Raw genomic sequence first — 19,510 nt, 5'->3', positions numbered from 1 at the left:
CTTGTTCATTGCTCAGGTTTGCTAAACTGCGCAGCTTGCCAGGAGCTGCCATGAATTACCGTCACGCCTACCATGCCGGCAACCACGCCGACGTGTTCAAACACCTGACTCTGACTCGCTTGATCGCCCTCATGGCGCGCAAGGAGCAGCCGTTCGCCTATCTCGACACCCACGCGGGGTTGGGGTTATACGACCTCAAGGGCGATCAGGCCACCCGCACCGGAGAGTGGCTGGAGGGTATCGGCCGTCTTTGGGATGCACCGGATTTGCCCGCGCTGGCCTCCGATTACTTGCAAGTGCTGCACGACATGAACCCCGACGGCGAGCTGCGCTACTACCCCGGCTCGCCGGAGCTGGCCCGTCGCCTGACCCGCGAGCGCGAGCGTGTGCTGCTCAACGAGAAGCACCCCGAAGACGGGCGTCTGCTCAAGGAAAACATGAAGGGCGACCGCCGCGTGGCGGTGCATCTGGGGGAGGGCTGGCATGTGCCACGCGCCTTGCTGCCGGTGGCTGAAAAGCGTGCCGTGATGCTCATCGACCCGCCGTTCGAGCAGCTCGATGAAATGAAACGCTGCGCTGTAGCGCTCAAGGAAACCATCGGACGCATGCGTCAAACGGTGGCTGCTATCTGGTACCCGATCAAGGACCCGCGCCTGCTGCGGCGTTTTTATCAGGACCTGGCCGAGACCGGCGCACCCAAGTTGTTGCGCGTCGAGCTGTTCGTCCACCCGCTGGATACCCCGGCCAGCCTCAACGGTTCAGGCCTGGCCATCGCCAACCCGCCGTGGGGCCTGGAAGAAGAGCTGCGTGAACTGATGCCTTATCTGGCAGACAAACTGGGCCAGACCCAGGGCGGCTGGAAGATGGACTGGTTGATCGCCGAGTAATTGAACCAGTCGTGACCACTCTGAAGCCCGAAGGGTGCGAGAGGTTCAGGAGATAGCTCTTGTATTCCCAAACGCAGCAATGAATGAGCTTTTGTGGGAGCGAGCTTGCTCGCGAAAGGGCCAGTGCAGTCCTCGAAAACAGGGCGTTTGAACCATTGCCTTCGCGAGCAAGCTCGCTCCCACTTATCCTGCTAACAAGGCATCAGTCCCCTTTTCCTGCCAATCAGCCAGCTCAAGCTGGCAGACAAACTCCGGTACCACCAAGGCCGCAATAACCCTGAGGGTTCTTGGCCAGATATTGCTGGTGGTATGCCTCGGCAAAGTAGACCGTCGGAGCTTCTTCTATTTCAGTGGTAATTGCGCCTAGCCCGGCCTTGCTCAGTTCCGCCTGGAATTCTGCAGCGCTGGTCTTGGCGGCGTCGAGCTGTTCGGGAGTGGTGCAGTAGATCACCGAGCGGTACTGAGTACCGATGTCGTTACCCTGACGCATACCCTGGGTCGGGTTGTGCGCTTCCCAGAACACCTTGAGCAACGACTTGTAGCTGATTTTCTCGGGCTCGTAGACAACCAGCACCACTTCAGTGTGGCCAGTCAGACCGGAGCAGACTTCTTCGTAAGTCGGGTTCGGGGTAAATCCGCCCGCATACCCCACGACGGTGCTCACCACACCTTCCTGTTGCCAAAGGCGGCGTTCTGCGCCCCAGAAGCAACCCAGGCCGAAGATGGCGAATTCCACATTGCTCGAAAACGGTCCCAGCAACGGGTTGCCGTTGACGAAATGAGTTTCCGGAAGCGCCATAGGCGTTTCACGACCTGGCAGTGCTTGTTCGGCGGTGGGCAGTACGTTTTTGTTCACTAGAATTTCCGAGCGCAGAGTCATGAACCATATCCTCTCGTTTAGAGACAGGCAGCAGGGGCCAGGACAGATGAGCAGAGTTACATAGGTCCCGTTACACGCACAAACTAGTGCTGCCGTGTAATAACAGCCTGACAGTGTGCCCGAGAGAGCAGGGTGCAGGGAAGGTTGTCAGGCGGACGGACGACGCGGGTAGCGCTTCAGTTTCTCGATCAGCTCTTCGCCAGGGATAGGCTTGTCGAACAGATAGCCCTGGCCCACATCGCAACGATGACGGCGCAGGAACGCCAGCTGTGCAGCGGTTTCAATGCCTTCGGCGACCACTTTGAGCTTGAGGTTGTGGGCCATCGCGATGACCGCAGAGGTGATTTCCATGTCGTCTTCATCATCCGGAATATCGCGGATGAAGCTGCGATCGATCTTGATCACATCAATGGGGAATTTCTTCAGGTAGCTGAATGAGGAGTAACCGGTGCCGAAGTCATCCATGGCCAACGACAGGCCAAGCTTCTTCAGCGAGTCCAGCTGCTGGCGCGTGTCTTCGGTGGCTTCCAACAGCAGGCCTTCGGTCAGTTCCAGTTCCAGCAGCGAAGGATCCAGCTCTTCTTCTCTGAGGATAGCGGCAATCGATGACACCAGTTCGGGGTCGGAAAACTGCTTGGGTGACACGTTGATCGCCACCTGCAAATTGCCGAAACCAGCGGCGGTGAGGTCCTTGCTCATGCGGCAGGACTGGCGAGCGACCCACTTGCCGATGGGGATGATCAGGCCGGTTTCTTCCGCCACGCTGATGAACTGATCGGGGCGGATCATGCCTTTTTCAGGATGATTCCAGCGCAGCAGCGCTTCCATGCCCAGCAGACGACCGGTCAGCAGGCACAGCTTGGGCTGGTAGAACACCTCCAGCTCGTTCTGGGTCAGGGCGCGGCGCAGATTGTTTTCCACAAACAGCTTGTAGCTGGCCTCGGCATTCAAGGCTTCGGTAAACACCTGAACCTGGTGCTTGCCGTTGGCTTTGGCCTTATGCAGGGCCAGGCCGGCGTTTTTCATTAAGGTCTGCGGGTCACGGCCGTGCAGCGGCGCGCAGGCAAGGCCCACCGAGCCGGTAACGCTGATCAGCTGATTATCGACGAACATCGGCTTGTCCAGCGTGGCCAGTACCTGACTGGCGGTGGCCTGTCCGGCTTCCTGATCCGTGTTGTCGAGCAGAACGGCGAATTCGTTACTGGCAAAGCGCGCCAGCACGTCGGTCGGGCTCAGGGTGTTACGCAGGCGGCGCGCCAGACTGATCAGCAGTTTGTCGCCGGTCTGGTGGCCGAGGCTGTCGTTGATGCGCTTGAAGTTGTCGATGTCGACCAGCAACAGGCTCATCGGCGTGTCGGTGTCACGGGCAAAACGTTCGTCCAGGTTGCGGATGAAGGCCGGACGGTTGCCCAGATTGGTCAGGTTGTCAGTGTAGGCCAGGCGCTCGATACGCTGCTGGGCCAGCTTGCTCTGAGTGATGTCTTCATAGATGCCGATGTAGTGCGTCAGCTCGCGATTATCGCCATACACCTTGGAAATCGACAGCTGGCCCCAGTAGGGTTCGAGGTTCTTGCGTCGACTTTTGAACTCGCCCTGCCAGCTGTTGCTGTTGGTCAGGCTGGAGTTGGCTTCCAGCAACAACTGGTTGAGGTTTTCCAGCGCAGGCAGTTCCGAGAGCTTGTGCCCGGAGACCTCATCGGAACTGTACTGCGTGATCGCCGTGAAGCTTGGGTTGACGTATTCGACCACGCCGTTGCAGTTGACCAGCAGAAAGGCGTTGGCGCTTTGTTCGACCGCACGCTGGAACAGGTGCAGCGCATTGGTCGCGGCCCGACGGTTGTGGTTGTTGATGACCTGGGCGAACTGGTCGGCCAACTCGCCAGCGAAGGCGATCTCGTCGGACTGCCACTCGCGTATCGAGCCGGACTGTTCCAGGCAAAGCACGCCAATGACCTGGCCATCGATACGAATACTCGCATCGAGGACCGCCTTGTCTTCTCCAGGCGTCAGGCTTTCGGCCATTTCGCGGGTGCGCGGGTCGGTCTGGATATTGCTGGCGTCAATCGCCCTGCTGGTATTAAGCGCTTGCAGATAGGTGGGGTAGGCGCTGATATCAATCGGAGTACGCGACTGATAGTCGCCGCTTTCGCGACGATAGTCGGTGATCGGCTCCAGACGCTTGTCGGTGAGGTTCCAGATACTGACATGATCGACGTCATAAATGTCGCAAGCGCTTTTGGTGATCAGCTTTGCCGCTTCCAGCAGCGTATTGGCTGTGGTGTAACGATGCCGGGTCAGGCGCAGGATCAGGTCCTGCTGGGCACGCACGCGTTCCAGGTGGGCAAACTGGTCACGCTGGGCGCGCTGGTTGAGTTCAAGGGCAATCTGCAGGCGCAGGTTGCGGGTTTCGAGATCGGAGTCAGTGGCGCTCTCGCTTTCTGTGACAAGGCCATCGACGATCAGAAAATAACCACGCAGCAGATGACGATTGTGCTGCTTGTAGGCTTCGCCGATTTCCAGCAAACCAAGCGTACCCTTGGGGCTGTGCAGGGTGTAGCGAATCAGGTAATTCGGAGAAGAAGCCAGTTGCTGCTGGATGTCGTCATGCAGTTGATAACGTGCTTGCGGCTCCATGAGGCTGGCATAAGGGGATCCAATCAAGGCGCAAAGGTCGACGGCGGGCAGGCCGAACTGCTTTTCGCAATTCGGATCGAGAAACAATAGCGCCCAATTGGCTTCATTCAGCCGCTCGAAACGCAGCATGCCCAGGCGCGAAGGCACTGGCAATTGCGTCACTACCTCGGCTGCGGATCTACCGGCAGCATCGGTTTGGCTTTTCATGAACAAACTCGCTTCCGAAATACTAGTCGCGACGGGCGTAAACCCCACTTTCGCGTATGGCAAGGTTGCATGATGCGGCTCGTGCTTACAAGAGACCACAGTGGCTTAGTGCTATAAAAGTGTCGGCCGGTTGCCCAGGTTCTTCAATGTATCTGGTCGGATACTTGAAACTGCTCGTTTTTCGGGCAAAGTCCCTGTTTTAAAGGGGGATTTCGCCATGCAGGTTTGCTCTTGTCCAGAAGGGTTGTCAATCAGGTTGTCGCGGCCTTGGCCTCCTTCGCTGGCAACTGCAGGAAAATCCCGGCGGCAAACATGGCCAGAACTCCGACGCTCAGGAACGTCAGCTGGAAAGCCTCCAGCACGCTGCTGAGCTCGCCGGTGGCAACTTCTTCGCTGAAACCGCCCAGCAAGGCCGCAGCGCTTGCGACCCCAAGGCTCAGTGAGAGTTGGGCCACCACCGAGAGCAGGCTGTTGCCGCTTGCCGCGCTGGCATCGTCCAGATCGATCAGGGTGACGGTATTCATCGCTGTGAACTGCAAGGAGTTGACCGCGCCGAGCAGGCCCAGATGCACCAGCAAAACCCAGTACGGCGTCTGCACATCGACCAGTGCCAGGCTTGCCAGCAGGATGCCCAGCAGCAATGTGTTACCGGTCAGAATGAGGCGATAGCCCATATGCTCGATCAGCCAACGCGCTACCGTCTTGGCGAACATTCCTGCAGCTGCCAGCGGCAACATGCTCATGCCCGCCTCGGAGGGCGAATACCCCAGCGCCACTTGCAGCAGCAGCGGGATCAGGAACGGCAAGGCTCCGCTGCCCAGACGGGCGAACAGATTGCCCAGAATGCCAACGGCAAACGTGCGGGTGCGAAAAAGCGAAGGGGCAAACAATGGCGATTCAATGTGCCCGGCGCGCAGCCAGTAGGCTGCCAGGCAGCCCATCCCGGCAAACAGCAGAAGCACCACGCGCATGTGTGGCAGGTTCAGCTCGCCCAGCCCCTCGAGGGCAATGGTGATCAGCACCATTGCCGCGCCAAACAGGATGAACCCGATGCCGTCAAAACGCGTTCGACCGCCTCCGGGAAGGTCGGGGATGAAGTGTTTGACGGCATAGCAGCCGATAATCCCGACTGGAATATTGAGCAGGAAAATCCAGTGCCAGCTCAGGTACTCGACCATCCAGCCGCCAAGCGTCGGCCCCAGCAACGGTCCCAGAAGACCGGGCACGGTGATAAAGCCCATGATCCGTACCAGCTCCGACCGCGGATACGCACGTAAGACGATCAGGCGTCCGATGGGCAGCATCAGCGCGCCACCCAGCCCCTGAATCACCCGCGCCGCCACCAGCACATTGAGCGACCAGGACAGCGCGCACAGCAGCGAGCCGAAGCTGAACAGCAAAATGGCGCTGAAGAAGATGCGCTTGATCCCGAAACGATCGGCAATCCAGCCCGAGGCCGGGATCAGCAGTGCGATGGTCAGCATGTAGGCGATAACCACCGACTGCATGCGCAGGGGGTCTTGCGCCAGCGAGCTGGCCATGGACGGCAGGGCGGTGTTGAGGATCGTGCCGTCCAGGCTTTGCATGAAGAACGCAATGGCGATGACCCAGGGCATCCAGCGCAGGGTCTTTTCATCCATGATTGGCGCTGCTGAGTTCGACATAAGCTCCTGCTACAAGGTTAGGGTGAGTCGGCTTATCAGAGCGCCGGGCAGTTGAATCGACCCCGTCTGGCGCTGAGTGTAGGTACTCGATTGAAGAATCAGTTCCCGCTCGCGAGTCAGGTCCTCCAGTGCGCTACCCAACAGGCTGTAGGCGCTGTCATCGAAACGCATGGTGCTGACCGGTGCGACGATCTTGCCGTCTTCGACCCAGAATGTTGCGAAACGTGTCATCCCGGTCAGACGTGCGGCAGCGCGATCCGAAAAGTTCAGGTACCACAGGTTGCTGATGTAAAGGCCTGTGCCTAGCTTTTCAAGGATCTGGTCCAGCTCCAGCGAGCCGCCGGCAATGCTCAACGCGCTTGGACCTTCGCCATAATCCGCGCCGTTGGCAGGCAGGTCGTACTCAGCGGCGCTGCTCGAGTCCACCAGTCGCTCGCGGGCCTGCCCGTTGACGATCAGCTTCAGGTCCTTGCGCGGGTAGCCTTCGCGCGAGAAGGCTGGCGAGAGCGAGCCACTGACTTGCTCGTCGAAGCTGATCAGCGGGCTGAAATGAGTCTCGCCGTCATACAGCCTTTGCAACGGGCTGCGCTTGCTGGCCACCGCTTGCGCGGAAAAGCCGCCCCAGCTGAGCATGCCAATGACTTCGTCCAGCGCCGCCGGAGCCAGATAGGCTCGGTATTGACCGGGCTTGAGGGTGTGCAGTGGGCGGCCGAGAAATTCGAGCTGCTCACGGGCCTGCTGAAAGCGTTGCACGAACGCTTCGTTGTTCCAGTCGTGACCTGCGTAATTGGCTTTCACCGCCTGGCCGTTTTCATGAAACAGGCTCCAGTCGAAGTTGAAGCTGTTGGCCTGATGCCAGCCCAGCGCTCCCCACGAACTGGCGAAACCCCGGTACAGCGGGCCAGCCGCGTAAAAACCCACCAGATCGAGGTCGCCTGACAGTTGGCTGATCTGCTCGACCACTTTTGCACTGTCCGGCAGCGGTAAGTCCTGCACATTGATGCTCTGCCAGGCCTGTGTGTTAGGCAACAGATACGGGTCTTTCGCCAGCGAAGGCAGGGTTTCGCGCAACTGCTGCAAGGCGTTGGAAAGGCGCCGAGTGTCGGTCTCCTGATCTCCGGACAGGGTCACTTCCAGGTTGGCATGACGCCCGTCGTCGATCAGTTTGAAGGTCGCAATGACCTGCTGCACGCTCCCGGCCTGCCGAACCTGGCCGTGGTTGAAACGAATGAAATCGGACGCTTCGGCGTCGTAGGCGAGGGTGAAGTGTTCCGTCGGGCTGATGGCAGCCTTGAGCACGGCGACCAGCGCCTCGAACTGCTGTTGGTGTGACATCAGGCATCCCCTCCAAACACATCGACATTGGCAAACACACACGCCGGAGAGGCATGGCCTACACGGATCACCTGATTGGGTTCACCCTTGCCACAGTTGGGCGTGCCCAGCACTTTGAAGGTACTGGCGTCACCGACTGCGCTGAGGTTTTTCCAGAACTGAGCAGAAATCGCCCGATAGTTGGGGTTCTTCACCACGCCCTTGAGTTCACCGTTTTCAATTAATTGGCCCCATTCGCAGCCGAACTGGAACTTGTTGCGCGCGTCGTCGATGGACCAGGAGCGATTGCTCGACATCAGGATGCCGTGCTCGATGTTACCGATCAGGCCGTCCAGTGACTGGTCGCCCGGTTCGATGTTCAGGTTGGCCATGCGATCGATGGGCGCACGGTTCCAGCCGCAGGCGCGGCTGTTGGCGACCCCGTCCAGGCCGCTGCGGTATTGCGACAGTGCGCCGCCGAGCGGGCGTTGCAACAGGCCGTCACGAATCAGGAACTGTTTACTGGCGGCCGTGCCATCGTCGTCGTGCGCGTAGCTGGCCAGTTGTTCAGGAATGTCCGGGTCGAACGTCACGTTCAGCAGGCTGGAGCCGTATTGCAGGGTGCCGAAATCGGTCGTCTTGACGAAGCTGGTACCTGCGTAATTACGCTCGTCGCCGAGAATCCGGTCCAGTTCCAGCGGATGGCCGATGGACTCGTGAATCTGCAGCACCATCTGATCCGGCATCAGCAGCAGGTCGCGTGGGCCTGACGGTGTGTTGGGGGCGAGGATAAGCTGCAAGGCCTCATCGGCGACGTTGGCCGCAGAGCCGATCAGACCGCAACTGCTCAGCACTTCAAGACCGCCCTGTTGGCCGAAGTTGTCGCCGCCCAGGTTACGCGTCTGGCTGTCACGGCCATCGTAGGCGGTGACGCTCAGGCCCGGAAAAACGAAGCGCTGCGCCTGACGAAGCTCTGCGCCCGCGGTGTTCAGGTAAATCTGCTCAACCGTTTCCAGCCCCAGTACGGCCTGCCAGTTGACCAGCCGTTCGTCTTTCGGGACGGCGCTGGACTCGGCCATCAGCAGGCCGATGCAGTCGCTCAGTGGCGGGAAGGCCTGATCCATGTGTGGCGACAGATAGTCAGCTTTGGCAGCCGAGACGGCTTGATCGCTCAGGTTCAGCAACGCGTGTGGTGCCAGGCGACGTGCCAGCGCTTCGGCCTGCTGCAAGGCGGCTTGCAAACCCCGAAGGGAAATGTCGTTGGTGGCGGCGTAGGCTTCAACACCGTTCAGGCGCACGGTCAGCATTGCGCCCTCGTCGCTGCTCAGCGACGGTGGCTCGGCCACATTCTTGCGCACGCACAGGCGCTGGCCGGTGCGGTGCACGTAACGTACGGAAAAAAATTGCGCTTCACTCTGCAGAGCAGCGAAATGCTGCTTGAGCCGGGCGGAGAAATCGAACATGCAGACAAGCTCCTTCTTGAGGGTGGTCAGTGAAGTCCGGGCGGCCTTTTGAGCCGATTACCGTTGAGAGGGAGATTACCCTCCACGATTGCCAGGCTGCACCTGCAAGCTTTGAGCCAGACGCTTCAGCCCTGCATCACCAGCTTGATATCGGCGGCCAGTTCACGCACGCGCTCTTCTTCGGTGTCCCAAGAGCACATAAAGCGTGCGCCGCCGTTGCCGATGAAGGTATAGAAACGCCAGCCCCTGGCGGTCAATGCTGCAATGGCCGGTTCCGACAATTGCAGAAACACGCCATTGGCCTGTACCGGAAACATCAGCTCCACGCCTGGAATATCCTTGACCAGTTCGGCCAGCAGTTGTGCGCAATGGTTGGCGTGGCGTGCATGTTTGAGCCAGGCGTCGTTTTCCAGCAGCCCGACCCACGGGGCAGACAGAAAGCGCATTTTCGACGCCAGTTGCCCGGCCTGTTTGCAGCGGTAATCGAAGTCTTCAGCCAGGTCATGGTTGAAAAACAGGATGGCTTCACCCACCGCCATGCCGTTTTTCGTACCGCCGAAGCACAGCACATCGACGCCGGATTTCCAGGTCAGTTCTGCCGGTGAGGCCTCCAGAAAGGCGCAGGCATTGGAGAAGCGGGCACCGTCCATGTGCAGATGCAGGCCCAGCTCCTTGCAGGTCGCACTGATTGCCTTGAGTTCTTCGGGCTGATAAACGCCGCCTACCTCGGTGGCCTGGGTCAGCGTCACGACGCGCGGTTTGGGGTAGTGAATATCCTGACGCTTGAGCGCCACTTCGCGAATCGACTCCGGGGTCAGCTTGCCGCCTGCGCTGCGTGCTGTCAGCAGTTTGGAGCCGTTGGAGAAAAACTCCGGCGCGCCGCATTCATCGGTTTCAACGTGAGCCGTTTCCGAACAGATGACACTGTGGTAACTCTGGCACAGCGATGACAGCGCCAGCGAGTTGGCCGCTGTGCCGTTGAAGGCAAAAAACACTTCGCAGTCGGTTTCGAACAGACGGCGGAAATCATCTGATGCGCGTGCAGTCCATTGATCGTCACCATAGGCACGTTGATGCCCCTTGTTCGCCTGCTCCATGGCTGCCCAGGCTTCAGGGCAGATACCGGAATAGTTGTCGCTGGCGAACTGTTGGCTTTGGTCTGTCATGGCCGATTCCTTATGGGCGATTATGGTGCGCACTGTAGCGACAATATAAGGTTCGGTCATGTGTTGACTGCATGACGCAATTCCCTATTCAGGAGCGATATGGATCTGTCCAACCCGCCTTTTCTGCCCGGACGCAACAAGGCGCTGGACCTGCTCAAGTGGCTGGCGATGCTGAGCATGGTGCTCGATCATCTTCGCTATGTGGGCTGGTCAGTTGATTTTCTTTACGTACCGGGGCGTTTCGCCTTTCCCTGGTTCTGTCTGGCAATTGCCGTAAACCTTTCCCGGCGCAGCGCAGCCATTCTGGCCCCGCGGGTGCAATGGCGCTATCTGGGCTGGCTGCTGGTATTCGCAGCGCTAGCAGAAATCCCGTATCGGCTGTTCATGGCGGACGTGACCGTGCTGAACGTGATGCCGACCCTGTTGCTGGGGCTGCTGATTGCTCAAGGCTGGCAGCATCGCAACGTGACGACGCGGATCATGGCCATCGTGGCCCTGCTGTTTGGGGCGGTTTTTCAGCAACAATTGATGTTTGGTTTTGCTGGCGTGCTGCTACCGCTGGTTTTTCTGTTGGTGCTGCAAAAGCGCCTTTGGTATTCGGTGTTTCCGGCAGTTTTCTGTCTCGCAGCCAATGCCTGGCCGCAGATGATTGCCGGCGCGAGCTGGGGCGACCCGATTTCCATTGGCTCGATAGCCGCCTGCCTGGTGGCACCTGCGCTGGGCATAGCGCTACTGCGCACCAAACCGAAGTTCGCAGTGATCCCGATGCGGCGCTGGGCCTATGCGATCTACCCGCTGCACTTTATGGTATTGCTGGGTTTGCGGACGGCGTTGGAGCGTGGCTGAACGATAACTTCAACTATCGTGCGTGCGACGCTCCGCGTCGCATGCCGTTCCGGACGCTCTGTGTCCTCTTGCAAGGCAGAGCGTCGTGAACTGCATTCCGATGCTGGAGGCATCAGCTATTAGGCAGCAACCGGCAAGTAATGCTCTTGATGTAGCGCGTTTCGGCAATTGCCGGGTGTACCGGGTGATCCGGGCCCTGGCCGCCGCGTTCCAGTAGCTGGATGTTGCGGTCCAGATGGCGGGCGCTGGTCAGGAGGATGTTTTGCAGGTCGTCTTCCGGCAGGTGCATGGAGCAGGAAGCGCTGACCAGAATGCCGTCCTTGCTGAGCAGGCGCATGGCTTGCTCGTTCAGGCGGCGGTAAGCGCCTTCGCCGTTTTTCATATCTTTCTTGCGTTTGATGAACGCAGGCGGGTCGGCAACGATCACGTCGAAACGCTCTTCACCGGCCTTCAGCTCTTTCAGCGCTTCAAAGACATCGCCTTCGATGCAGGTCATTTTTTCTGCGAAGCCATTCAGGGCTGCGTTGCGCTCCACGCCATCAAGGGCGAAGGACGATGCGTCGACGCAGGTCACGTCGCTGGCACCGAAGGCTGCTGCCTGAATTCCCCAGCCACCGATGTAGCTGTACAGGTCCAGCACACGCTTGTCTTTGACGTAGGGGGCAATGCGCGCGCGGTTCATGCGATGGTCGTAGAACCAGCCGGTCTTCTGCCCGGCCATCACCGGTGCTTCGAACTTCACACCGTTTTCTTCCAGCGCAACCCATTCGGGAACCAGGCCGAACACGGTTTCGACATAACGATTCAGGCCTTCCGCATCGCGCGCGGCTGAGTCGTTCTTGAACAGGATGCCGCTTGGCTTGATGACCTGAACCAGCGCGGCAATGATGTCTTCCTTGTGGTTTTCCATGGTGGCCGACGCCAGCTGGACAACCAGAATGTCACCGAACCGATCCACCACCAGACCCGGCATCAGGTCTGAATCGCCGTAGACCAGGCGGTAGAAAGGCTTGTCGAACAGGCGCTCGCGCAGCGACAGCGCCACGTTCAGGCGATGGACCAGCAGAGACTTATCGAGCGGCAGCTTGATATCGCGCGACAGCAAGCGTGCGCAGATCAGGTTGTTGGGGCTCATGGCGACAATGCCCAGCGGCTTGCCGCCAGCAGCTTCGAGGATTGCCTGATCACCGGCTGCAAAACCATGCAGCGGGGTGGCGGCTACGTCGATTTCGTTGCTGTAGACCCACAAGTGACCGGCGCGCAGGCGGCGGTCGGCGTTGGCTTTGAGGCGCAAGCTAGGCAGGGACATGACGTCGCTCCTGAAAAAAGAGCGGGATTATAGCGCGTCATCCCGGTAGTGCGCCGGGATGACTGCAATAATCGCAACCGATCAAGCCGACAGCGCTTCAATCAATTTGCTGTTGAAGGCCGGGATGTCATCAGGCTGACGACTGCTGATCAGCGTGCCGTCGGTGACAACTTCCTGATCAACCCACTTGGCGCCAGCGTTGACCAGGTCATCTTTCAGCGTCTTGAAGCTGGTCAGGGTCTTACCCTTCACCAGGCCTGCAGATATCAACAGCCAGCCGCCGTGGCAGATAACCGCCACTGGTTTGCCGGAACCCTCAATGTCCTTGACGAGCTTCTGGGCGTCAGTGTCTATGCGGATGGTGTCGGAGTTCTGTACGCCGCCTGGCAGAACCACGCCATGGTAGTCGCTGGCGTTGGCCGCCTTGAACGTGCGGTCGATCTTGAAATCATCGGCAGGCTTGTCGTGATTCCAGCCTTTGACCTGGCCTTCTTCGGTGGAAAGGATTTCCACGGTGGCACCTGCTTGCTCCAGCGCTTCTTTCGGACCGGTCAGTTCGACCTGTTCGAAACCGTCGGTTACAAGAATTGCGATGCGTTTGCCAGTCAGTGCTTTAGACATGGGATCCTCCAGTGTCGGGCTTTCAGGGTGGCGTCTGGCGGCCGTTTTGAGGCCGCTATATACGCCCTCAACACAAGGTCCGAAGCCTGGCATGTGGCAAAGTTCCGAGAATATCTTCGTCTCGGGTGATGGACCGTTTCCCCGCAAGGGGTCAGAATCCAGTCATTACGGTGAGTAAATTCCTATGTCCGAAGAGCTAAGCCCAGAACAGATCCAGCAAGCGTTGCAGGGCATCAGTGTGCCTCCGCAGCCGCAGATCATGGTGGATCTGCAGATGGAGCAGTACATGCCCGATCCGGACCTGGGTGTAATTGCGCGGTTGATTGCGCAAGATCCGGGGTTGTCCGGGGCGCTGCTGAAGATCGTCAACTCTGCGCACTATGGCCTGTCCAACAAGATCGCCTCGATTGACAAGGCTGTGAATCTGCTGGGCAGCCGTACCGTGATCAATCTGATCAACGCGCAGTCGATCAGGGGCGAGATGACCGATGAGACCATCGTCGCGCTCAACCGCTTCTGGGATACCGCGCAGGATGTCGCAATGACCAGTCTGACCCTGGCCAAGCGCATTGGCTCGCAGACTGTGGATGAATCCTACGCATTGGGCCTGTTCCATGACTGCGGTATTCCGCTGATGCTCAAGCGTTTCCCGAATTACATGCCGGTCCTTGAAGAAGCCTACGCCAACGCAGGGCCTGATTGTCGCATCGTCGATACTGAAAACGCCGCGTTCGATACCAACCACTCGGTGGTCGGCTATTACACGGCCAAGTCATGGCGCTTGCCTGCGCACGTGACTGACGCGATCGCCAATCATCACAACGCGTTGGCGATTTTTCAGGACGATACCAGTCGCAATGCCCCGCTCAAGAACCTCCTGGCGCCCCTGAAAATGGCTGAGCACATCTGCCAGTCCTACCAGGTACTGGGCAATCAGGACGAAGATCACGAATGGGAATGCATTGGTGCGCTGGTGCTGGACTACGTGGGCTTGTCCGAATATGACTTTGAATACCTGAGGGAAAGCATCCGCGAGCTGGGCGCACGTTGAGTCTGTGCGCTGGCTTGTCATCCCTGTAAAACCGAGTTATCCATGCCTGAATTACCCGAAGTAGAAACCACCCGTCGCGGCATTGCGCCCCATCTTGAAGGTCAGCGTGTCAGCCGCGTTATCGTGCGCGACAGCCGTTTGCGCTGGCCCATTCCCGAAGACCTGGACATCCGACTTTCCGGACAGCGCATCGTGCAGGTGGACCGGCGCGCCAAGTACCTGCTGATTCAGGCCGAAGTGGGTACGCTGATCAGCCACTTGGGCATGTCGGGCAATCTGCGCCTCGTCGAGGCCGGGCTTCCGGCGCTCAAGCACGAGCATGTCGATATCGAACTGGAGTCCGGGCTGGCCTTGCGCTATACCGACCCGCGTCGATTCGGGGCGATGCTCTGGAGCCTTGATCCGCATAACCACGAATTGTTGATTCGTCTGGGGCCGGAGCCGCTGACCGATCTGTTCGACGGTGAGCGCCTTTACGAGCGCTCGCGCGGCAAGTCGATTGCGGTCAAACCGTTTGTCATGGACAACGCCGTGGTGGTCGGGGTGGGCAATATCTACGCGACCGAAGCGCTGTTCGCGGCAGGTATAGACCCGCGACGCGAAGCCAGAGGAATTTCACGGGCGCGTTATCTCAAGCTCGCCATCGAGATCAAGCGCATTCTGGCCTACGCTATAGAACGCGGCGGCACCACGCTGCGTGACTTCATCGGCGGCGACGGCAAGCCGGGGTATTTCCAGCAGGAATTGTTTGTCTACGGGCGTGGCGGCCAGCCATGCAAGGTCTGCGGTACAACGTTGCGTGAAATCAAGCTGGGGCAGCGCGCCAGTGTTTATTGTCCAAAATGCCAGCGCTGAAATACGAGAGGCGCAGAGCATAAGGCCACTTGCTTAAGCTGCACCCCTGTTTATAGTGATGGCACCTTAATTATTTGCTACGCCTGAAGGACCAAGCCATGAGCCCGTTTCGTATTCTTGCTGCCACGCTGGCGCTGTTTGTCGGCCTGCAGGCACTGCCTGCGATTGCCGCCGATGTCTCCACCGGCAGCGGCGATCCGGTCTACACCATTCAGAACCCGCCAGCGTTCGCGATGATCGGCGATCTGCTGATCGCCCGACCGCTGTTGATCGCGGCCACGGTCATCGGTACAGGGCTGTTCGTGATTGCTGCGCCTTTTGCAGCGGCAGGCGGCAACCTCGGCGCAACGGGCAAGGCGCTGGTGGTCGATCCGGGCAAGGCAGCCTTTGTGCGTTGCCTGGGTTGCACCGGTGACGGGTATGGCAAGCAGCAGTAAAGGCTGTATCAGGCTTTGCTGGTGATGATCCGGTACTTGTCCATCAGCTGTTCTTTGCTCTCGACGTGATTTTCATCCAGGGGGATGCAGTCGACCGGGCAAACCTGCTGGCATTGAGGCTCGTCGTAGTGACCCACACATTCGGTGCACAGGTTCGGGTTGATCACGTAGATCTCCTCGCCTTGTGAAATCGCCTCGTTTGGGCACTCGGGTTCGCAGACGTCGCAGTTGATGCAATCGTCAGTGATGATAAGGGACATGAATTGCTCCTGCCGCAGCCGACGCCGGGGCACATTAAAACCAATGCGGCGAATTGTGCCGCATTAGGCTTCGGGATGCACCTTCACATGCAGTGCGTCTAGCGCTTGAAACGTTCGGTCAGCGCCTGAGCGACAGCAGGATGAACGAATTTGGTGATATCACCGCCCAACGCCGCGATTTCACGCACCAACGTCGAGGAAATGAACGAGTAGCGCTCTGAAGGTGTGAGGAACAGGCTTTCGACGTCCGGTGCCAGCTGACGATTCATGTTGGCCAACTGAAACTCGTACTCGAAGTCCGACACCGCGCGAAGACCGCGCAGAAAGACGTTGGCATTCTGTTCCTTGGCAAAATGCGCGAGCAGCGTCGAAAAGCCGACAACTTCTACGTTAGGCAGGTGTTTGGTGACTTCGCGGGCCAGCTCGACACGTTGTTCCAGAGGAAACAGCGGGTTTTTCTTCGGGCTGGCGGCAACCGCAATGACCACGTGGTCGAACAGGCGCGAGGCGCGCTCGACCAAATCTCCATGGCCCTTGGTAATCGGGTCGAAGGTGCCTGGGTACAACACTCGGTTCATCGCGTCGTCCTGGTCGGAGTCCGTTGTGGGACTCGGATGGTATCGCAGCCTTCCCGATGGGCCAAGCTGCGTAATAAGCGCCAAGTGTCGTATTGCGCCGATTATCGGCCATGTTTCAGCCCAAACCCCCGATTTTGGGGCTATTTACTGTGGTGCGGATGATGCTCGACGCGCAGCAATTGGCTAAGACACCTTGTGTTCAGCTTGCCTGCGTCGACTCGTCACTGGTGCTGCTTCGATTCTGCCACCATTGCGGCATCTGCCTGCGTTAAGATTGCCATCATCTGATTAGCACTTAGAGTGGCCTTGTCCGCATGGCAACCCGTACCAAAACCCGTGAACGCATCGTGCAAACCAGTCTGGAGCTGTTCAATCAGCAGGGCGAACGAAGCGTGACCACCAATCATATTGCTGCGCACATGGAAATCTCGCCCGGCAATCTCTATTACCACTTCGCCAACAAGCAGGTGATCATCGCCGAGCTGTTCACCGAGTATGAAACGCTGGTGGGCAGTTTTCTGACCCTGCCTGCCGACCGCCCGCCGACCATCGAAGACAAGCGCGACTATTTTCTGGCGATAATGGACGCCATGTGGCGCTACCGTTTTCTGCACCGCGACCTTGAGCATCTACTGACGTCGGATGCAGAGCTGGCGAGGCGTTACCGGCGCTTTTCGTATCGCTGCCTGATGCAGGCGATGACTATCTATCGGGGGTTTATCAAGGCTGGCATCCTGAAAATGGATGAATCGCAGATCGAGTGGACCAGTCTCAACACCTGGATCGTTCTGACGTCGTGGGTGCGTTTTCTGTGCACCAACCGGGAAAACGCTACAGAGTTGAACGAATCGGCGATTCGACGTGGCGTCTATCAGGTACTTATGCTCGAATCTGTGTTTGTCGCGCCTCAGGCTCGCGAAGCGTTCGACGCGCTATGCGAAACGTTTCACTCGACGTTGCCTGAGGTTCTGATGTGAATTTCAGAGCCGATGAGCGGCCCGCTTGTCGGTTCTCTGCCACAGGAGTGTGTCATGTCCATTGCGCAACTGATCAGCCCCGAGCAACTGGCTGCACGACAGAAAACCCCAGGTCTGGTGATTCTCGATTGCCGTTATGCGCTTGAAGATTCCGATTACGGTCAGCGCAGTTACGCCCAGGGGCGTATCGAGGGCGCGTCCTTTGCCGATCTGAAGCGCGACCTCAGCGGGCCAGCGATCAAAGGCAAAACAGGCCGCCACCCGCTGCCGGACCCGGAAGTCTTGTTACAGTGTTTTCAGGCATGGGGCATCAACGCTGACAGCGATGTCGTGCTGTACGACGACGGACCTGGAATGTATGCCGCGCGCGCCTGGTGGTTGCTGGCCTGGATGGGCAAGCGCGAAGGCGTGTACCTGCTCGATGGAGGGCTGAAAGCCTGGCACGCTGCAGGCCTGCCGTTGAGCCTCGACGCGCCGAATCGTGAACCGGGCAGTTTCAGCGGTGAGCCGGACATGTCGATGGTGCTCAGCGGCAGTCGCCTGCACGGCCGCCTCGGTCGCCCGGAAATGACCTTGATCGACGCCCGCGCCGAAGCGCGCTTCCGAGGTGAAGTAGAGCCTCTGGACCCGGTCGCCGGGCATATTCCCGGTGCTCAGTGTGCGGCCTGCACCGATAACCTCGGGCCGGATGGACGCTTTTTGCCACCTGAGCAGCTCAGGCAGCGTTTTGCCGAAAAACTGCAGGGTCGTCCGCCGGAAAGTCTGGTGTCTTACTGCGGATCAGGCGTCACGGCCTGCCATAACCTGTTCGCCCTGTGTCTGGCCGGGTATCCGCTGGCAACGCTTTATGCGGGCTCGTGGAGCGAGTGGATCAACGATCCTGAGCATGAAATCGCCACGGGCGCCGCTTGATCCGTCGTCAGCCTGATCAGGCGTTTTCGCGCTGATGTGCGGCGCTTAGCCAAAGCGGGATGCGGCGCTCAAGGTAATAGCCCGGATTGCGCAACGAGCCGTCGACGAAACCGACATGCCCGCCTCTGGCGTGTAGCTCAAACTCGGTGCAGGGCGACAGCTCGCTCGGTTCGGGCAGGCTGTGGGGGAACACGAACGGGTCGTCGCTGGACTGGATGATCAGCGTCGGCGTCTGAATCTGACCCAGATAGTAGCGGCTGGATGCCCTGCGATAGTAATCCGTGGCGTCGGTAAAACCATGCAGCGGTGCAGTCACCCGTCCATCGAAGTCCCAGAACGTTCGCATGTTCTCCAGCGAGCCCAGCGCGGCGAGTTCGGCCAGCCCCTCGCTGATGCCTTCATGCTGGAAGCGGTGCTGCTTGTCACGGATATACGCCAGCATTTCGCGCATGAAGTGTCGTTGATAAACCCTGGAGAACCCTTGGCCGATGCGGTTGGCGCATTCGTCCAGCCGAAACGGCACTGACACCGCCACCGCGCCCCGAAGATCACTGCTGGCGCCGGACTCCCCCAGGTACTTGAGCAACACATTGCCGCCCAGCGAATACCCCGCCGCATAAATCGGAGCCAATGGCCGCAGCGAACGCAAATGAGCGATCACCTCGGCCAGATCCTCGCTCGCGCCTGAGTGATAGCTGCGCGACAGCAGGTTCGGCTCTCCCGAGCACCCGCGCCAGTTCAGCGCCACACTGGGCCAGCCCTGCGCCGCCATGGCCTTTTGCAGACCGGCTACATACGGCGAATTGGACGACCCGGTCAGGCCGTGCAGTACAAGAACCAGGGGTTTATCGGGCTCATCCGGACCATGCCAGTCCATGTCCAGAAAATCCCCATCCTTCAACCACAACCGCTCGCGAGTGCGCGCCAGCAACGTCGGCCTGCGCAGCAGCGGCCCCCACAGCGTCTGCAAATGCGGATTGCCCATGCCGACGGCCGGGATGAATGGATTGGCATGGGACAGAAAGGTAGGGCGTGTGGACACGTGCTTGCTCAACGATCGGTGCAGTGACTGAAGCTGTACGTTGCCATTAAGTGGACCGGGATGTAAGGGGAGATTCAAGTAGCGTGGTGGCGTGTCCCCGTGATGCGTTGCTAACCTTGACCCGCTCTGACGTAAGGCTCGATTGGCGGCTGCTCGCGACGCTCGGCCTGCCACAGGTCGTGATCAGCCTGAATGCTCAGCCAAAGACGCGCGCTGCTGATGCCCGCCCGCTCAAGCCTTACTGCCAGGTCAGGACTCACAGGTGCAAGCCCATTCAGTATTTCTGAAAGGGTCTCTTTGGCAAAGCCCAGATGACTGGCGAACTCCGAAACGGTGGTCTGCAGACCAGGAATCACCTCTTCAAGCAGGATTTCACCCGGATGTGGGGGGTTATGCATTTCCACAGG

Annotated in this window: 19 protein-coding genes; 7 read left to right on the top strand and 12 right to left on the bottom strand. The window is 59.1% G+C overall.

The genetic code is table 11. The features are described from left to right. Nucleotides 1–50 precede the first annotated feature (50 nt). Entirely contained in the window at nt 51–887 is an 837-nt protein-coding gene (locus AO068_RS10510) for a 23S rRNA (adenine(2030)-N(6))-methyltransferase RlmJ (protein ID WP_002555652.1), read from the top strand. A 232-nt stretch (nt 888–1,119) separates the two neighbouring features. On the opposite strand, the gene msrA is transcribed toward AO068_RS10510, so the two are convergent. The 6 genes from msrA to AO068_RS10480 form a co-directional block, all read right to left on the bottom strand. Then, complete coding sequence (gene msrA / locus AO068_RS10505) at nt 1,120–1,767, bottom strand: peptide-methionine (S)-S-oxide reductase MsrA (protein WP_058408327.1); 648 nt, start codon at nt 1,765–1,767, stop codon at nt 1,120–1,122. 147 nt (nt 1,768–1,914) lie between these two features. Continuing rightward, nucleotides 1,915–4,608, bottom strand: coding sequence for a sensor domain-containing phosphodiesterase (locus AO068_RS10500; protein ID WP_058408326.1), 2,694 nt, complete (start codon nt 4,606–4,608; stop codon nt 1,915–1,917). Nucleotides 4,609–4,859: 251 nt separating this feature from the next. Next, the gene (gene mdtD / locus AO068_RS10495; protein ID WP_058408325.1) at nt 4,860–6,272 is read right to left on the bottom strand and encodes a multidrug transporter subunit MdtD; all 1,413 of its coding nucleotides are present in this window, start codon (nt 6,270–6,272) and stop codon (nt 4,860–4,862) included. A 9-nt stretch (nt 6,273–6,281) separates the two neighbouring features. Further along, on the bottom strand, nt 6,282–7,607 hold the full coding sequence (locus AO068_RS10490; RefSeq protein ID WP_058408324.1) for a TldD/PmbA family protein: 1,326 nt from the start codon (nt 7,605–7,607) through the stop codon (nt 6,282–6,284). After that, nucleotides 7,607–9,049 carry a TldD/PmbA family protein gene (locus tag AO068_RS10485; RefSeq protein WP_058408323.1) on the bottom strand — a complete coding sequence of 481 codons (1,443 nt, stop codon included), beginning with the start codon at nt 9,047–9,049 and terminating at the stop codon, nt 7,607–7,609. The genes AO068_RS10490 and AO068_RS10485 overlap by 1 nt, the downstream gene beginning before the upstream one ends. Before the next feature lie 125 nt (nt 9,050–9,174). Continuing rightward, nucleotides 9,175–10,215, bottom strand: coding sequence for a threonine aldolase family protein (locus AO068_RS10480; protein ID WP_058408322.1), 1,041 nt, complete (start codon nt 10,213–10,215; stop codon nt 9,175–9,177). Nucleotides 10,216–10,314: 99 nt separating this feature from the next. Here AO068_RS10480 and AO068_RS10475 point away from each other — a divergent pair, with 99 nt between their 5' ends. Next, entirely contained in the window at nt 10,315–11,061 is a 747-nt protein-coding gene (locus tag AO068_RS10475) for a TraX family protein (RefSeq protein WP_058408321.1), read from the top strand. A 112-nt stretch (nt 11,062–11,173) separates the two neighbouring features. On the opposite strand, the gene AO068_RS10470 is transcribed toward AO068_RS10475, so the two are convergent. Together AO068_RS10470 and AO068_RS10465 are read right to left on the bottom strand one after the other, a co-directional pair. Further along, entirely contained in the window at nt 11,174–12,370 is a 1,197-nt protein-coding gene (locus tag AO068_RS10470; RefSeq protein ID WP_058408320.1) for a class I SAM-dependent rRNA methyltransferase, read from the bottom strand. Between the two features lie 81 nt (nt 12,371–12,451). Next, nucleotides 12,452–12,991: a type 1 glutamine amidotransferase domain-containing protein gene (locus tag AO068_RS10465; protein WP_005735018.1), complete on the bottom strand. Its 540-nt coding sequence runs from the start codon at nt 12,989–12,991 to the stop codon at nt 12,452–12,454. 238 nt (nt 12,992–13,229) lie between these two features. Here AO068_RS10465 and AO068_RS10460 point away from each other — a divergent pair, with 238 nt between their 5' ends. From AO068_RS10460 to AO068_RS10450, 3 genes are all read left to right on the top strand, one after another. Continuing rightward, nucleotides 13,230–14,042 (top strand): HDOD domain-containing protein, encoded by an 813-nt coding sequence (locus AO068_RS10460; protein WP_172680529.1) that lies wholly within the window; start codon nt 13,230–13,232, stop codon nt 14,040–14,042. A 42-nt stretch (nt 14,043–14,084) separates the two neighbouring features. Then, complete coding sequence (mutM, locus tag AO068_RS10455; protein WP_058408319.1) at nt 14,085–14,897, top strand: bifunctional DNA-formamidopyrimidine glycosylase/DNA-(apurinic or apyrimidinic site) lyase; 813 nt, start codon at nt 14,085–14,087, stop codon at nt 14,895–14,897. Nucleotides 14,898–14,995: 98 nt separating this feature from the next. Beyond that, nucleotides 14,996–15,334 carry a hypothetical protein gene (locus AO068_RS10450; protein ID WP_004663352.1) on the top strand — a complete coding sequence of 113 codons (339 nt, stop codon included), beginning with the start codon at nt 14,996–14,998 and terminating at the stop codon, nt 15,332–15,334. An 8-nt stretch (nt 15,335–15,342) separates the two neighbouring features. Here AO068_RS10450 and AO068_RS10445 read toward each other — a convergent pair whose 3' ends face one another. Beyond that, nucleotides 15,343–15,594 (bottom strand): YfhL family 4Fe-4S dicluster ferredoxin, encoded by a 252-nt coding sequence (locus tag AO068_RS10445; RefSeq protein WP_003316325.1) that lies wholly within the window; start codon nt 15,592–15,594, stop codon nt 15,343–15,345. Nucleotides 15,595–15,692: 98 nt separating this feature from the next. Next, the gene (coaD, locus tag AO068_RS10440) at nt 15,693–16,172 is read right to left on the bottom strand and encodes a pantetheine-phosphate adenylyltransferase (protein WP_002555639.1); all 480 of its coding nucleotides are present in this window, start codon (nt 16,170–16,172) and stop codon (nt 15,693–15,695) included. 314 nt (nt 16,173–16,486) lie between these two features. Here coaD and AO068_RS10435 point away from each other — a divergent pair, with 314 nt between their 5' ends. Together AO068_RS10435 and AO068_RS10430 are read left to right on the top strand one after the other, a co-directional pair. Further along, entirely contained in the window at nt 16,487–17,149 is a 663-nt protein-coding gene (locus AO068_RS10435; RefSeq protein WP_005744091.1) for a TetR/AcrR family transcriptional regulator, read from the top strand. Between the two features lie 54 nt (nt 17,150–17,203). Further along, entirely contained in the window at nt 17,204–18,061 is an 858-nt protein-coding gene (locus tag AO068_RS10430; RefSeq protein WP_058408318.1) for a sulfurtransferase, read from the top strand. A gap of 16 nt (nt 18,062–18,077) precedes the next feature. On the opposite strand, the gene AO068_RS10425 is transcribed toward AO068_RS10430, so the two are convergent. After that, nucleotides 18,078–19,103, bottom strand: coding sequence for a hydrolase (locus AO068_RS10425; RefSeq protein WP_058408317.1), 1,026 nt, complete (start codon nt 19,101–19,103; stop codon nt 18,078–18,080). Between the two features lie 110 nt (nt 19,104–19,213). Beyond that, complete coding sequence (locus tag AO068_RS10420) at nt 19,214–19,507, bottom strand: HigA family addiction module antitoxin (RefSeq protein WP_058401186.1); 294 nt, start codon at nt 19,505–19,507, stop codon at nt 19,214–19,216. Nucleotides 19,508–19,510: the final 3 nt, after the last annotated feature.

This window comes from Pseudomonas sp. ICMP 3272 (assembly GCF_001466905.1).
GTDB lineage: Bacteria > Pseudomonadota > Gammaproteobacteria > Pseudomonadales > Pseudomonadaceae > Aquipseudomonas > Aquipseudomonas amygdali.
Note: the sequence above shows the minus strand (reverse complement) of the source record. Positions and strands in the feature narration are given on the sequence as shown.